13 protein-coding genes are annotated in these 15118 nt (G+C 61.1%); 8 read left to right on the top strand and 5 right to left on the bottom strand.

Going from position 1 to position 15118, the window contains the following annotated elements; all coding sequences use genetic code 11:
* Positions 1-6: 6 nt before the first annotated feature.
* Positions 7-1062 carry a dTDP-glucose 4,6-dehydratase gene (rfbB, locus tag NMB40_RS00610; protein ID WP_494359814.1) on the bottom strand — a complete coding sequence of 352 codons (1056 nt, stop codon included), beginning with the start codon at positions 1060-1062 and terminating at the stop codon, positions 7-9.
* A 261-nt stretch (positions 1063-1323) separates the two neighbouring features.
* Between rfbB and NMB40_RS00605 the strand changes: the two genes are divergently transcribed.
* Genes NMB40_RS00605 through NMB40_RS00570 form a run of 8 tightly spaced genes read left to right on the top strand, consistent with a single transcriptional unit; the run spans position 1324 to position 8531 of the window.
* Positions 1324-2070: an electron transfer flavoprotein subunit beta/FixA family protein gene (locus NMB40_RS00605; RefSeq protein WP_494359813.1), complete on the top strand. Its 747-nt coding sequence runs from the start codon at positions 1324-1326 to the stop codon at positions 2068-2070.
* Positions 2070-3008, top strand: a complete 939-nt coding sequence (locus tag NMB40_RS00600; protein ID WP_494359812.1) for an electron transfer flavoprotein subunit alpha/FixB family protein — start codon at positions 2070-2072, stop codon at positions 3006-3008. The genes NMB40_RS00605 and NMB40_RS00600 overlap by 1 nt, the downstream gene beginning before the upstream one ends.
* Positions 3009-3036: 28 nt before the next feature.
* The gene (locus tag NMB40_RS00595) at positions 3037-4020 is read left to right on the top strand and encodes a glycosyltransferase family 2 protein (RefSeq protein ID WP_494359811.1); all 984 of its coding nucleotides are present in this window, start codon (positions 3037-3039) and stop codon (positions 4018-4020) included.
* Positions 4017-4769, top strand: coding sequence for a GNAT family N-acetyltransferase (locus tag NMB40_RS00590; protein WP_494359810.1), 753 nt, complete (start codon positions 4017-4019; stop codon positions 4767-4769). The genes NMB40_RS00595 and NMB40_RS00590 overlap by 4 nt, the downstream gene beginning before the upstream one ends.
* Positions 4770-4774: 5 nt before the next feature.
* Positions 4775-5140, top strand: coding sequence for a DMT family transporter (locus NMB40_RS00585; protein WP_494361018.1), 366 nt, complete (start codon positions 4775-4777; stop codon positions 5138-5140).
* A gap of 31 nt (positions 5141-5171) precedes the next feature.
* The gene (gene rffA / locus NMB40_RS00580; protein ID WP_494359809.1) at positions 5172-6308 is read left to right on the top strand and encodes a dTDP-4-amino-4,6-dideoxygalactose transaminase; all 1137 of its coding nucleotides are present in this window, start codon (positions 5172-5174) and stop codon (positions 6306-6308) included.
* On the top strand, positions 6305-7807 hold the full coding sequence (locus NMB40_RS00575; RefSeq protein ID WP_494359808.1) for a hypothetical protein: 1503 nt from the start codon (positions 6305-6307) through the stop codon (positions 7805-7807). The genes rffA and NMB40_RS00575 overlap by 4 nt, the downstream gene beginning before the upstream one ends.
* Before the next feature lie 40 nt (positions 7808-7847).
* A complete protein-coding gene (locus NMB40_RS00570; RefSeq protein ID WP_494359807.1) occupies positions 7848-8531 on the top strand; it encodes an NAD-dependent epimerase/dehydratase family protein in 684 nt (227 codons plus the stop codon).
* Here NMB40_RS00570 and NMB40_RS00565 read toward each other — a convergent pair.
* The 4 genes from NMB40_RS00565 to NMB40_RS00550 form a co-directional block, all read right to left on the bottom strand.
* Positions 8524-9948, bottom strand: a complete 1425-nt coding sequence (locus NMB40_RS00565; RefSeq protein ID WP_494359806.1) for a glycosyltransferase family 4 protein — start codon at positions 9946-9948, stop codon at positions 8524-8526. The genes NMB40_RS00570 and NMB40_RS00565 overlap by 8 nt on opposite strands.
* Positions 9945-10676 carry a glycosyltransferase gene (locus NMB40_RS00560; RefSeq protein WP_494359805.1) on the bottom strand — a complete coding sequence of 244 codons (732 nt, stop codon included), beginning with the start codon at positions 10674-10676 and terminating at the stop codon, positions 9945-9947. Before NMB40_RS00560 ends, NMB40_RS00565 begins: the two co-directional genes overlap by 4 nt.
* Positions 10677-10929: 253 nt before the next feature.
* A complete protein-coding gene (locus NMB40_RS00555) occupies positions 10930-13287 on the bottom strand; it encodes a hypothetical protein (RefSeq protein WP_494359804.1) in 2358 nt (785 codons plus the stop codon).
* Between the two features lie 8 nt (positions 13288-13295).
* Positions 13296-15101: a class I SAM-dependent methyltransferase gene (locus NMB40_RS00550; RefSeq protein WP_494359803.1), complete on the bottom strand. Its 1806-nt coding sequence runs from the start codon at positions 15099-15101 to the stop codon at positions 13296-13298.
* Between the last annotated feature and the right edge of the window lie 17 nt (positions 15102-15118).

Genomic DNA, 15118 nt, shown 5'->3' with positions numbered 1-15118 from the left:
CTTGATTCAAGCTGCGGTGCCGATACGCTGCAGACGGTAGCTGCCGTCGAGCACGCCGTTGACCCACTCCTGGTTGTCCAGGTACCAGTCGACGGTGAACGCGATGCCCTGATCGAAGGTGTACTTCGGTTCCCAGCCCAGATGGTCCTTGAGCTTGGAGGCATCAATCGCGTAACGGCGGTCGTGACCGGGGCGGTCCGCCACGTAGGTGATCTGGCTGCTGCGCGGCTGGCCGTCTTCGCGCGGGCGTCGCGCATCGAGCAGTGCGCAGATCGCGTGCACCACTTCGATGTTTTCCTTTTCGGAGTTGCCGCCCACGTTGTAGGTCTCGCCGACCTGGCCCTTGGCCAGCACGGTACGGATCGCTTCGCAGTGGTCACTCACAAATAGCCAGTCGCGCACCTGCTTGCCGTCGCCATAGACCGGCAGCGGTTCGCCGGCCAGCGCCTTGGCGATCACCAGCGGAATGAGCTTTTCCGGGAAGTGGTACGGGCCGTAGTTGTTCGAGCAGTTGGTGGTCAGCACCGGCAGCCCGTAGGTGTGGTGGAATGCGCGCACCAGGTGATCCGAAGCGGCCTTTGACGCCGAGTACGGCGAATTGGGCGCATAAGGGGTGGTTTCGCTGAACTTGCCAGTCTCGCCGAGCGTGCCGTACACCTCGTCGGTAGAGACGTGCAGGAAGCGGAACGCCTGCCCCTTGTCGGCCGGCAGTGCCTTCCAGTAGTCACGCACGGCTTCGAGCAGGCCCAAGGTCCCAACCACGTTGGTCTGGATGAAGGCACCCGGGCCGTCGATGGAACGGTCCACGTGGCTTTCCGCGGCGAAATTGACCACCGCATCGGGCTGGTACTGCGCCAGCAGGCCTGCCACCAGGTCACCATCGCCGATGTCCCCATGTGCAAACACATGGTTCGGGTTGCCCTCCAGCGAGGCCAGGGTCTTCAGGTTACCCGCGTAGGTCAGCGCATCCAGATTGATGACGCGGACGCCCTGGGCGACCGCTTCGAGGACAAAGTTACCGCCAATGAATCCGGCTCCGCCGGTGACAAGCCATGTGGGCACTACCCATTCTCCTGATCGTGGTTCGTCGACGGGCCGTCTCTGGCACGCCTGACACAGCGCAATAGAATACATGGCGGGTGTCTTCACGACTGCGTGCCGCGCGTGAATGCCGAGGGGCAGACCAACATTTATGGTGCGCCGCACCAATCCATACGCCTTCGCATGGTCGCGGCTAGGCAGTTAGAATTGCTGTCCCACCCCCGAACCGGCTGCTGCCTCCTGGCGCCGGACGTTTCCCGTTATTGAAGGATCCCGCACCAGATGAAAATCCTCGTCGCGTACAAGCGCGTGGTGGACTACAACGTCCGCATTCAGGTCAAGCCGGACGGTTCCGGCGTGGTCACCGACGGCGTCAAGCTGTCCCCCAATCCGTTCGATGAAATCGCGCTGGAAGAAGCCCTTCGCCTGCGCGACAAGGGCATCGCCACAGAAGTGATCGTGGCCACCATCGCCCCGGCCGACGCCCAGGCGCACCTGCGCAACGGCCTGGCCATGGGCGCCAACCGTGCCATCCACGTGGTCACCGACCAGGCCATCCAGCCGCTGACCGCCGCGCGCACCCTGCTCAAGCTGGTCGAGAAGGAACAGCCGGACCTGGTGATCCTGGGCAAGCAGGCCATCGATGACGATGCCAACCAGACCGGCCAGATGCTGGCCACGCTGTGGGGCCGCCCGCAGGCGACCTTCGCCAGCAGGCTGGACATCGCCGACGGCAAGGCCACGGTGACCCGCGAGGTCGACGCCGGCCTGCAAACGCTGGAAGTGGACCTGCCGGCCGTGGTCACCACCGACCTGCGCCTGAACGAGCCGCGCTTCATCAAGCTGCCCGACATCATGAAGGCCAAGGCCAAGCCGCTGGAAACGCTGCAGCTGGCCGACCTGGGCGTTGACGCCGCCGATACCTTCAAGACCACCCAGTACGCCTCGCCGTCCAAGCGCAGCAAGGGCGTGATGGTCAAGGACGCGGCCGAACTGGTTGCCGCACTCAAGCAGAAGGGGTTGCTGTAATGACCAAGATCCTCGTTGTTGCCGAACACCATGACGGCAAGCTCAACGCCGCCACCGCCAAGACCGTGAGCGCGGCCGCCGCCATCAGTGGCGCCAGCATCGACGTGCTGGTACTGGCCGCCGACCCGGCGGCCGTGGCAGCCCAGGCCGCCGGCCTGGCCGGCGTGGCCAAGGTGCTGACCGTGGCCAATGCCGCCAACGCGCAGGCGCTGGCCCAGGTGCTGGCCCCGCAGATCGCGCAGCTGGCCAAGGGCTATACCCACGTGTTTGGCCCTTCGACCACCTTCGGCAAGGACCTGATGCCCTGCGTGGCCGCCCTGCTGGGCGTGAACCAGGTCTCGGACCTGATGACCGTGGAAGGCAGCCACAGCTTCAAGCGCCCGATCTACGCGGGCAACGCGATCATCACCGTGGACGTGCCGGCCGACCAGATCGTGGTCGCAACCGTGCGCGCCGCCTCTTGGCCGGAAGCGGCCCAGGGCGGCAGCGCCCCGGTTGAAGCGGCCAGCGTGGACGCGGCCCTGCCCACCCACACCCGCTTCATCGGCCTGGCCGCCGGCGCCACCGACCGCCCGGACCTGCAGAGCGCCAAGCGCGTGGTCTCCGGTGGCCGTGGCGTGGGCTCGGAAGAGAACTTCAAGGTCATCTTCCAGCTGGCCGACAAGCTCGGCGCGGCCGTGGGCGCCTCGCGCGCTGCGGTGGACGCCGGCTACGTGCCCAGCGACCTGCAGGTGGGCCAGACCGGCAAGATCATTTCGCCGGAGCTGTATGTGGCAGTGGGCATCAGCGGTGCCATCCAGCACCTGACCGGGATCAAGGACGCCGGCACCATCGTGGCGATCAACAAGGACCCGGATTCGCCGATCTTCGAGATTGCCGATATCGGGCTGGTGGGTGATCTGTTTACGTTGCTTCCGGAGTTGGAAGCTGCACTTTGACGCTCGTTTCACTGAACAGGACTTCGCTTTGAACGCTACCAACGCAACTGCTCCGCAAGGGGATCTCGGCAATGCTGCGCCAATCGACGTGTCCGTCGTCGTGCCAGTCTATGGCTGCAAGGGCTGCCTGGAAGAGCTGGTAGAGCGTGTGGGCGCTACTTTGACGGGCGAAGGCCTCAGCTTTGAAGTGATACTTGTAGACGACCAGAGTCCGGATCGCGCTTGGTCGAGGATCGAAGAGCTGTCGGCCAGCCATCCGGTTGTTCGAGGTCTGCGACTGTCCCGCAACTTCGGACAGCACGCGGCCATCAGCGCAGGGCTCGCAAGCGCTCAGGGCGGACGGGTCGTCGTAATGGACTGCGACCTTCAGGATGTTCCCGAAGCCATCGCTCCGATGCTGGCGGCCATGCAGGATGGCGTGGAAGTTGTGCTTGGGCAACGGGCCGAGCGCCAGGACGGCTGGTTCAAGCGCTCGGGGTCGATCGCATTCTACCGCACGCTTGGCTGGCTTACGGATACCGAGTACGACCCGACCACCGCCAATTTCGGGGTTTACAGCCGCAAAGTGGTCGATGCACTGAACAGGATGCCGGAGACGGATCGATTTCTTCCGCTGCTTGTGCGCTGGACCGGCTTCAATACCGTAAAGATTGTTGTCCCGCACGCGCGAAGGAGCGAGGGGAAAAGTGGCTACACGTTGGGGGCTCTGCTGCGGATGGCCACCAGAATTGCCCTTTCCTTCTCCGACAAGCCCTTGAGGTTGGTGATGACGGCAGCATTGGTCATTGCTGCCGTCGCCGCAGCGATCGCGGCCTTTGCCGTGTATCGCTACAGTGCGGGTGACATCCGGGTTGCCGGCTTCACCAGTATCGTTGCGTCCATTTGGCTGGTGGGCAGTTTGCTGATGGGGAGCATCGGGGTGCTCGGCCTGTATCTTGGCAAAGTGCACGGGGAATCCAAAGGCCGCCCTCAATATCTTGTGTGGCAAGACACTCGGGAGCAGCGCCAGTGACTGCGCTCGTTTTATCGGACTCACCCTTCGACAGCAAGCGGTTCAACATCAAGGTGATGCGTGGCACGGCCGAAGGCCGCTCCGTGCATGACGCCGTTGTGGCAGAGATCGATCAGGCGCCGGCGGACCTTGTCATTTTCAGGGTGCCTGCCGGAGAGACTTCGGTCCCCACCACCCTTGCCCGCATGGGCCACACCGTCATTCACGCAGATACACTTGTGTACTACGGGATGGACCTCAATGGAATGACGTCGCTCGCATCTCCGGATCATGTGCGCCAAGCAACGCCTGAAGACAGCAGCGCGATCTCAGCCATTGCGAAAGACAGCTTTACGGGATACCGATCCCATTACTCGGCCAACCCGTTGCTTTCCAAGGAGCTTGTCCACGCTGGATACGTGGAATGGGCGTTGAGCAGGCTGGATGATCAGCAGCTCTCCAGCACATGGGTGGCCGAATTCGATGGACAGGTTGCAGGCTTTGCCACGTGCGATGCCGACGCCCATCAGGTCGAAATTGTTCTCAATGCGGTTCACCCGGATTTTGAACGTCGCGGATTGTATGGCGCATTGCTTCGCAAGATCATTTGCCATCATTCGGAGCAGTTCCTGAGTCGGCTGGTCATCTCCACACAGATCTGGAACTACACCGTCCAGCGCCAGTGGACGAAGGCCGGACTGCAGTTGTTCAAAGCCTATGACACATATCATCTGGACCGCCGCCTTGCGGCCGCAGGAGCATCGCAGTGAGCCAGATGTTCCCGTGGGTGATGGTTGCGATGACCATCCTCCTGACCAGCTACGGACAGCTGATGATCAAGTGGCAGGCCACCCTCTTTCAGCCGGCAACGACGGGACTGATTTCCCGACTTCCCGCGGTGTTCCAGCTCCTGCTGCAGCCTTGGGTCATCTCCGCCTTCGTCGCCGCCTTTGGCGCTTCCTTATGCTGGATGCTGGCGGTGTCGCGGCTGGAGCTCAGCAAGGCATACCCCTTCATGGCGCTCAACTTCCTGATCGTCTGCATTGTAGCCGTCCCCTTGTTTGGTGAGACACTTACCACAGCAAAGGTCGTTGGATTGACCACCGTTGTCGTCGGCCTTCTAATTCTCAGCCAAGGCTGAACTTCGCCCAACCTGCCTACCTGGTGCCCAAATGATTCGTTTTAATCGCCCCTACATGACGGGGAAGGAACTCGGCTTGATTGAACAGGCCCACGTCAACGGGCACCTTTCGGGTGACGGCCCGTTCACCAAAGCCTGCCATTCGTGGCTGAAAGAGAATACCGGCGCCAAATCGGCGCTGCTTACCCACTCTTGCACGGCAGCATTGGAGATGGCGGCGCTGCTGTTGCGCCTGAAGCCCGGCGACGAAGTAATCCTTCCCTCCTTTACATTTGTCTCTACCGCGAGCGCATTCGCCCTTCGCGGCGCTACCCCGGTGTTTGTGGACATCCGGGAGGATACGCTCAACATCGATGAAAAATTGATCGAAGCCGCGATCACGCCAAGCACGAAAGCCATCTGCGTGGTGCATTATGCGGGCGTCTCCTGCGAGATGGATGAGATCCTTTCCATTGCGCAGCGCCATGGAATCCCCGTGGTGGAAGATGCCGCCCAGGCGATCATGTCGACCTACAAGGGGCGCCCGCTGGGTACCATCGGCGACCTTGGCGCCTTCAGCTTCCATGAAACGAAGAACATCATTTCCGGGGAAGGCGGCGCGCTTCTCTGTCGCGACGACCAGTACGTGGAGCAGGCAGAGGTCATCCGCGAGAAGGGCACGAATCGCAGTCGCTTCTTCCGGGGGCAGGTCGACAAGTACACCTGGGTAGACGTCGGATCGTCTTACCTGCCCGGTGAGATCACTGCAGCGTTTCTTTCGGCACAGATGGACGATGCCAGTGAAATCACTCGTCGTCGGCTTGCGATCTGGGACACCTATGACAAGTGGGCAGCTTCCCATGAGGACGCAGGCCGGATCCGTCGTCCTATAGTCCCCGCGCACTGCACTCACAATGCCCATATGTATTACATGCTCCTGCCCTCGCTGGAGCATCGCACTCGCTTCATTGACGGACTTCGCGCCCGTGGCGTCCAGGCAGTCTTCCACTATATTCCCCTTCATTCGTCTCCTGCCGGCATCGAATGCGGACGGACACATGGAAGTCTTGCGGTCACCGACAGCACCTCCGACCGCCTGGTCCGCATGCCGCTCTGGCTAGGCCTGGAGCCTCAGATGGCGGATCTGTTGAGGGCGGCAGACGAAGCTCTGGCCGAGGCATTCGCGTGATCGGCATCATGGCTCCGGCCAGCCAAGGCGCCCCGGCGAGATTGACGCCGGCGGCGATCGCGCTCCTGTCGTACTGTGCTGCTTTCCTGGTTTCAAAGTACGTTGGACTGTTCCCGGGCTACGCGATCGATGATTACCAGATCATCAGCCGCCAGCATGAGGGGGAGCAGATTGCCTTTTTCTTGACCCAAGGCCGGTACGGAACGGCGCTGATCGATTTTCTCTTGCAAGGCAGTTCGCTGAACATGCTCAGCTTTTCGGTTATCTCCTTGATAGCCTCAATGCTGTTCAGTGGCCTCTTCTTCACTGCCGTTCTTGCCCCGGCCGCGGATACGTCCCGGGCCGCACTGGCATCGATCGCTGCTGTGCTTGGTGCTCACTCTTACTACACCGAGTACGTGACTTTCAGGCAATCCGCATTGCCGATGTCCATGATGTTCGTCCTCGTCTGGCTGGCAGCCCTGAGCTATCGGAAGGCCATATCCAGTGACGGGAACAGGGCAACAAACCTGATCCTGGCAACGCTGGCAGGTGGCGGCGCGATGGGCTTCAACCAGCTCGCCGTGTGTTACTGCGCAGCGGCGGTGCTGTACATCCATCTTCATCTGCTGCTCCGCGATGAATCAGTCGCGAAGCGCAGTCTAGTCGGCGCCTTGCTTCGTGCCACGCTGTACTCCGCTGCAACAGGTGCCGTGCTTATCGGGGTCAACGTTCTCCTTTCAGCCTGTCTTCGCCTTGCGCTTGATATCCCAACGGATGGCCGCGCTTCAGTCCTGGCGATGTCCCAGTTGGGTGAGCGGGCCGGTCAGCTCGCAACCCTCATTCCGCAGTTGCTGTATCGCACCGAGACGGTGGCATCTCCGCTCGCAAAGCTTACGTCGCTTGCCGCCATCATCATTCTTTTCATTCCGCTTCGCGCTTCTGAACTGCGCGGCTCGCTGATTGCCCTTTACTTCCTTCTGGCCGGCATTGCCATAACTGTAGTGCCCGTAACGCTATCCAGCACGTGGTGGCCCGTACCCAGGACGCTGATATCGTTTGCGTTCGTCCTTGCAGGTACCGCCATGCTTCTGCTCTCCCGGGAGAAGCCACGACGGCAGATCGCCGCGACGGCGCTCTTCGTCGTTAGCGCTTTGTTGTTCTGCGCTCACAGCAACTCGCTTCTGCTCAATCAGCAGCGCCTGAACCGCTGGGATATTGCCCAAGCACAGGCGATCGCCCTGCGAGCAGCAGCGGATCATCCGGCCGTCTCCGGCAAAATCGCCATTACTGGCGCCCACTGGTACCACTCACTGGCACCCGGCATTGCCCAAGGCGATATGAACACTTCTGCCATGGCGATCGGATGGGCAGTAGACGCGCTCTTCGATGAATCCACCGGTACAGATCTCAGCGTACGCTCTGCACCAGAGTTGGCCCCGGCATGCGAAGGACGTCAGCCATTCCCCGCCAAGGACTCGATGATCGAGGTGGACGGCGAGGTTCTGGTATGCATGTAACTGAAAGTAAGCTCTGCCATGTTCCTGATATGCCCGCGCCATGATTTACGGCTCCGGACTTCTGGCAAATGCATTCGCTTCGGCATTTTCCGACGATGAAGATATCCTGATCTTCGCCTCGGGCGTTTCAAACTCGGCTGAATCAAGGCCAGAAGCATTTGCGCGCGAGAGCGACCTGCTTTGCTCTGCGCTTGGTGGCGGGCAACGGCTGGTCTATTTCAGCAGCTGTGCTGTCGCCAACGCTCGCCAATCACCCACCCCCTATTTCCGGCACAAGCTGGAAATGGAACGCTTGGTGCTGAGCCATGATGGAATTGTGCTTCGGCTTCCACAGGTGGTGGGAAAGTCGCACAACCCGAATACGCTGACGAACTTCCTGTTCGATCGAATCAGCCATGGGCTGCCGTTCGAGCTGTGGTCGGGCGCCGAGAGGAATCTGATCGATGTGGATGATGTGGCCGCGATCGCAACCCACATGATCCAAGAAGGCTTGATTCAGCGCGGCCAGCCAGAGTCAATCGCTGCAGGGCGATCCGTTACCATGCTGCGGATTGTCCGCGTGTTTGAGGAAGTGCTGGGGTTGAAGGCTGATTTCACGACGGTCGATGAAAGCCTGCCATTTCCGATTGAAAGCAGGCTGTGCCAGGAAGTCGCTTCCGAACTCGGCATCCGGTTTGATGAGGAGTATTTGTCACGCCTGCTTCGGAAGTACTACGTTACGTAGTACTTCCGGGTGGATGATGGCCGGGCAGGTACCTGGCAACGCCGGAAAGGCGCTCGGTGAAAGCCGACCAAGAGCGACCATTCCGCAGCTGGGCGTACTGTGCCGTGGTGCGCTGCATCCGCAGTGCGGGAGACTCACTGAGATCTTTCAGCCTTCCCGCTTGCGCGCGGACGTCCGAATAGTCCGCGACAAGCCAGTCAACCTCGACAAAATCCCGAATGCCTCCGACATCCGGAGCCACAATTGGAAGTCCGGCGGCAGCTACGTCGAACAGGATCGTTGGCACACCTTCCCACGCCGATGTGTGCAGATACGCGAAGTGGGCGGGTTGCACGACATCCTCCAGGCGAAGGAATGAACCGTGCATGTGAACGTTTGGCAGGCGCTGGAGCAACTGCACCGCAGGATCTCCGCTACTCACAACGGCGACGCCGTGCACGTCGAAATCGAACTCGGGAAGCTCGGATGCGATGGCAGCGAGGATGTCCGGCCGCTTCTGTCGATCAAGCCTGCCTGCCCATAAGACTCGCAGCCGGGATTCGCCCTCGGAAGCGCTCGGCCGCTCGGTCCACTCCCGATCGTACGGGAACGGGAGAACTGAGAAGATGGATTCGGGAACACCAAGTTCCCTGGCCCAACGACGCGGATAGACGCTGTTGTCGCAGAAAATGGATTGCAGGTGTGGGTAGCAATCCCGGAGGTAGCTGCGCGCGTACCCGACTGGAACCATGTTCGAGTCATAGTCGTCGCAGAACAGAGAAGCAAACAGCGTTGAGCGCTGTCGCAGCGCCAAGCCTGCGACTTTGATCGACTGCCACGCCACGCGCGAGTTGATGTTGTGGACAGTCTCCGGCTGCAACTGAACCAGCAGCCGCACCATAAGCTGAACCTGGGTATCAAAGTTCATCTCGCCGAGAAGTCGCCCGAACTCCACAAGCTTTACCCCTGTGGGTACTTTTCCTGCCCATGGCGACTCGTTTGGCTCTGTCGTCAGCACCAGGATCTTCTCGGCTGGCACGACCTCCGCCCATGCATTGAGATGATAGATCGCGCCGCGATCAGCTCCGCCAGGCACCAGCCAAGGCAGGATCATGATGTGGCTGTAACGGCTGCTTCCGATCTTCTGCAGCAACTGGTCATACAGCTCGCCTGGCCTCGGTATCACCGGCACGCCGTAATGGTGATACTGTCGCACGTCGCCGTAGACACTCAGAAGATTCGGCTCGATATGCGCAAGGGCGATGGTTTCTTCCTGCAGCCACGCCGGCATCTGCGGGCTCCCATGCGCAGTGACGTCTGCGACACGCCCCATTCGCCGCGCCAACCACGCAATGATCCTGCCCAATTCGGACCTTGGATTGCGAAGAAGTTGACGATAGCTGACCTGCCTGGCCAGCCTGAAAAGACGGCGAATCATTTGGCTTCCTGAAAATCAAAGAGGCGGCTGGGAGGCATTACGGCTTGCAGCGCTTTGCTGGCCTCGTTGACCGAACCCGAGAACTTGCGCCTGTAGTAGTACGCCGTAGCCGGGGCGATCAGATGTTCGTAGCCTGCGGCTGTGGTTTCGCAGTTCCAATACCAGTCCTCATAGCCGAAGCCTGTGGAGCCGGGATAGCATGCTGTGTAGGGGATTTCGTCGAACACTTCCCGTCGAGCAAAAACCGCACTGATCCATGGATTGATCAGCAGAAGCGATTCGCGCGAGTAGTAAGGTCCGCGCTGGTCAATCTGCCAATTGAAGGCGTTGTACATGCCAAAGCTGACTACCAGCTCCGGATGAAGAATGAACTTTCCCGAATGTTGACGAGCGCATTCGATATGCCGCTGGAAGTAATCGCGGTTGATGAGGTCATCTCCGTCAAGCGTGCAGACGAAGGTTCCCAGTGAATGCAGAACGCCCTCATTTCTTGCCAGCGCGGAGTCGCCGACCGAGGCATCGATCACCACCTCGTCCCCCCGAAGATCGGGGTGCCCGCGCACAAAACGGATCGTTTCAGCGTCCGCATTATCCATGACCAGAATCAGCTGAACCTTGAAACCCGACGCATCAGCACGCGTACGCGAAAGCAGATAGCTTCGCAATGTTGCATGGGCAAGTATTCCCTCGCGGTGGAAGGTAACCACCACGCTCAAATCGTACTTCATCGCACCGGCCTCCTGCCGACCACGGGGGCATACATCACTGACGCAATCAACGAATTCGACTCATTTTTCCTGAACCGCATATCGTGCCTGACGGAATGACCTCTTGTCCACATGGAATCTTCGACAACGGCGCTCGCTGGCCGTCGGTAGACAACCCTTAACGGCACTTTCGCCTTGGACTTGAGGAGGCAGTTGAGGACACGTTCCAGCCGGCGGCGGTATTCAGGTTCATGAAAGCTGGTCAGCCACGCACTCATTTCCTGCCCAACATAGCGGTCGATACACGAATCAAGTTGCGAACCACGCCCTTCAGTGGCAGCCGATCCAATGCGGTCGAGAGCCGGGACATTTCCTCAGCGATGGATTCTGCAGGGATGCGATCTTTCGGCATGCCACCCATCAACATGCCGGCTCTCTCACTAAGCTCCTGGGCAGCCCCAATAAGCTGCTCTTGGGCAGCCGCCTGCTGGGCCAATGCAGCGGCCTGACTTTCGTAGGCGGCGATCAATTCTTCGTGATCACTGGACAGCTGGATGAATTCAGCCAACTGACGCGCATGGTCCGCCGACGTTCGTTCATGCTGGGATGTAAGCGCCTCGATCGCCTCAAACTGTTGCTGGTAGGCCAGATGCGCGAGATGTATCTGCTGCTGCAGTGCGGACTTTTCAGCGACCGCGTGCTGATGTGCGAGCCGGAAGGCGGCCCGCATGCCAACATTGTCTGCACTCAGCGTTTGCGTGGTGGCTTCCAGTGCGTTGATCGACTCCTCTCGACGAGCGAGTTCCGCAGTCTGGTTGTGATACTGGCCATCGAGCCAGTCCTTGGCGTTCTGAAGGCGTTCCAACCAGCCCTCCTGCCGCTGCTGACCGAGGCGCGCCTCTGCAAGCTGCCCCTGCCAGGAACGGTGCGCCCATTGCCAAGCCAGACCCGGGCGCAGTGGGGTTTCTGCGGTCAACCGCAACGCAGAGGCAATGCACCCAGCCTCATCCATGACCGCAGCGAACTCGGGCATCGCGAATGTCTCAGGCGCCTCTGCGTCTCCTACAGCTTGTGTCCAGTCCGGATGGGCTGCAAGGCGACGCGCTTCATCCAAGCCACGCAACCAGGATTGGCGGGCAAGTGCAAGACGCCCCTTTCCGAAGTGGATCCACCCCAAACGCAGCGATGCCGCGGTCGTTTTGGTTCCCAGCAGTGCGCTGAACTTCAACACATCGAAGTCGAGCACCTTATCGTAGAGCACTGCCGCGGAAACAAGGTCGCCCTCGGCTTGGTGTAACGACGCTGCCGCAAAAGCGAGGGACACCTGCCAGCGCAGCGCCGTCGGGTTCGTCGCCGGGTTACTCAGGTAACGTTCGGCAGCATCCAGCAGCTCATCACGACGATGCCCCTCCAGCGCGACAGGATCGTAAAGGAGCACGCACAGAGCCGCCCCATAGTCGGCCGAATCTGCCGGAAAGTCCGCCAGAATGCGGCGTGCCAGCTTCCGCCTCGTAGCGCTCGACTCCAACCGCAGGCCCATGGCTACGATAAGCCGGACGATGCTGGCGTCAATGTAGTCTCGTTGGAACGCAATAATGTTGGGGGCATGGATTTCCGGATTCCGGGGTACTCCGTCTCCCTCGATCTTCACCGCCATTACAACCAGCGTATTCGCTGCGCTGACAGCATCGGAACTGATCACGATCCGCCCGGATGCGTCGCGACCAGCCTCCATGAACTGGTCCACGCCGACAGGTCGCGATGGATGCTGGAACCATATCCGGTCCACCGCAAGCCCAGCGTGCTCCAAGGCGGATTGCAAAGCGCGGAACTCGGGATCGCAACCGGCTTGTAGGGTAACAAGGATCACCAGCCGCCCGCTTCGGACCAGCGAATCATCGGCGCTCGCCAGCTGCGACGACTCACTGCCGGGTTCGAGCGTCACATTGGTAATGACAACATCGACAGATCGAGGCGCCTGCACCCACATTGCTCGGCCGATCCACTGCACGCCTGTGCCGAGCGGCGGCGGCGGCCTATCGCTTACGACGCCAAGCCAGCTGCAGCGCGACTGCTCCTGCACAATCCGCCAGTCGTCGTTCTGCCCACCATCCATGGCAAGCACAGCGTCACCGGGCCGCACGAGCGTGGCCGCCAAACCATGGTAGCTCGCGTGCAGCAATGCGGTCTCACCGTGCGCGTGGATACCTTCGCGTGCAAGCAACAATACGCTGAGCTCTTCAGGCGCGGGATGCAGTGTGAACGTAGCAGTGTGCCGTTTCCAGCCACAGGTTGCTGCCTGCTCGACCCACCCCGGAACTTCTGCTGCGAGCTCGCTTGCACCGGCCAGCACCAGCACCGATGCTTTGAGGTTCAGCGCAGCCTCGCGTTGCGCCGGCACCTCCGCCCAAGCAATGACCATATCGGCCGGCCATTCATCTGGCGACGCTTCGGTAGAGAGCTCGACCTCGCACCCCGCAGACAACAGCGTTGGCTTCAGCGAAGCCAGTTCTGCACCGACCAGGCGCACGCGCCCCGGACCAGCGGCACGAAGACAGTGCTCAGCAAGGTCGGCCGCCAATATCGGAGGCAACACTATGGCAGGGTCGTCGCTCGGGTGGGATGCGCTCATGGTTGTCATCACTCCCCGGCATCGGTGGCCGGTGCGTGCATCTTGTTGAGGCGCTGGATCTCCGTGGTCAGCGCATGGTACTGACCGTCCAACCAGTGCCTCGCCTGTTCCAGCTCGGCGTTGTAGCGCTCCAGCTCGCTGATGCGCTGCGTGTACTCATGGTACTTCCCGTCCAGCCACTCCTTGGCTTCCATCAGCTGGCGGACGTCGCGTGACCCCAGGCTGATCTGCTCGGCACCTTCGCCCGGGCCGGAGACCACGCCGCGATCATCACCATCGCAGGGCATCGGAAGGTCACCTCCGAGCAGGCCGGAAACGATCGCTGGATAGGTCAGCAAATGACGTTGGAAGGCACCTGGGCGCGCTTCGCTGCCCTCTTGGAGTTGCTGTACTGCCAGCGACAGCAGCCCTGCGGCCTCGCCTTCGCTGTCGGGCAAAGAGAGCGCATCGCGTGCGGCCGCCCGTGCGAGCGTCCACCGGGCAGTCGTCAATTCCTGATCGCCTTCGGCATTTGCCAGGATTGCGGCAATCACCTGCGCACGCGCGCGGCGCAACGCGTCGGGAGAAGCAAATTCGCCTTCAAGCTGCGCCAGTGCCTTATCGCCGTCACCATCGGCAAGCAAGGCATGGCAGCGCTGAAGAACCTCGTCCTCACTCGATCGCGGCGCTTCCGCCTTGCGCGCGAGGACCAACAGCCATTCGCCATCGCCAGGCGGCCCCGCCACCGGATCGATCTCCAGCATCGAGCGTGCTGACAGATGCCGCTTCTGGCCGCCGCCAGCGTCCTGCAACCAGGCCTTCTCGATGATGAAACCGTTGCGCTGGAACTGGGCCACCAGACGCGGCCAGTCGTATACATGGAAATGGAAAGGATTGGGATCCTCCCCCGTCTCATCGGACCAGTCGTTCGGAACGCTGGCATACACGCGCCCTTGCGGCGTCAACACGCGGTGCAACTCTGCGAGCAGGCGATCCGGCTCGGGCAGGTGCTCCAGCGTCTCGACTGAAACGGCGAACTCGGCCGATCCATCCGCCATGTCGGACAAGTGCTGTGCATCCCCTACGACGAACTTCATCGGCGCGGGAGAGACCGGCGCAAAGTTCGTATTGGCATAGTCCACCGCATATTCGCTGGCATCCAGGCCAGTGAACGAGGCCGCGAGACTATTATGAGCCAGCTGGTACGATCCATACCCGAGACCACAGGCGACATCGATGACACGATCACCTGGACGGATGAACTGCGCTGCCTGCGAATAGCGCGTCATGTGCGCATCCGAACGCCGGCCTGGCTCGCGCGTCATGTCCGTATGCAGGTCACGTTCCTCCTCAAGCGCCTTCAAGGGATACTTGAGGATGGCCTCGTCTGGTACGCGTTCGAAGGCGATCATCAGCAGACCGGTGATTCGATCCAACTCACCATACGGCGCGACCCGCTCGTTGAGTGGGTGCTTGCGCCACTCCGCTTTGATGACGGCCGCTTCCCATGCCGCCCGGTTGGCGGTCGCGGCAGCATCGCCTGCGACAACCAGGCACACTGGTCCGGCAAGCTCAGCCAACAGGGGTCGCACACGCGCGCCAAGCTCGGCGGCATCGGCATGTTCGATCAAGATGACGCCTGCCGCAGCAGGCTTGCCAACGGTGGCTCCCTGAACCGCAATTCCTGCCTGGCGCAATCCGCGCACCAACCCCGGTGCGTCGTCGCCCAACACGGCGACCGGCCCAGCTGGTAGCCACGTGCGTAACCGCTGCACAGCAACACGCACTGCAGAAGGCGTGAGAGCGGACTGAACGGCGGTCTGGATTACATTCATTGCTGGACCTCCAAGAT

The organism is Stenotrophomonas sp. FBCC-B152, assembly GCF_059134105.1.
Note: the sequence above shows the minus strand (reverse complement) of the source record. Positions and strands in the feature narration are given on the sequence as shown.

Excerpts from the sequence above, each read along its gene's own strand:
- NMB40_RS00560 (WP_494359805.1), bottom strand. The coding sequence starts at position 10,676 with ATGAAGTACGATTTGAGCGTGGTGGTTACCTTCCACCGCGAGGGAATA.
- NMB40_RS00550 (WP_494359803.1), bottom strand. The coding sequence starts at position 15,101 with ATGAATGTAATCCAGACCGCCGTTCAGTCCGCTCTCACGCCTTCTGCA.
- NMB40_RS00570 (WP_494359807.1), top strand. The coding sequence starts at position 7,848 with ATGATTTACGGCTCCGGACTTCTGGCAAATGCATTCGCTTCGGCATTT.
- NMB40_RS00585 (WP_494361018.1), top strand. The coding sequence starts at position 4,775 with ATGTTCCCGTGGGTGATGGTTGCGATGACCATCCTCCTGACCAGCTAC.
- rffA (WP_494359809.1), top strand. The coding sequence starts at position 5,172 with ATGATTCGTTTTAATCGCCCCTACATGACGGGGAAGGAACTCGGCTTG.
- NMB40_RS00605 (WP_494359813.1), top strand. The coding sequence starts at position 1,324 with ATGAAAATCCTCGTCGCGTACAAGCGCGTGGTGGACTACAACGTCCGC.
- NMB40_RS00565 (WP_494359806.1), bottom strand. The coding sequence starts at position 9,948 with ATGATTCGCCGTCTTTTCAGGCTGGCCAGGCAGGTCAGCTATCGTCAA.
- NMB40_RS00555 (WP_494359804.1), bottom strand. The coding sequence starts at position 13,287 with ATGAGCGCATCCCACCCGAGCGACGACCCTGCCATAGTGTTGCCTCCG.
- NMB40_RS00600 (WP_494359812.1), top strand. The coding sequence starts at position 2,070 with ATGACCAAGATCCTCGTTGTTGCCGAACACCATGACGGCAAGCTCAAC.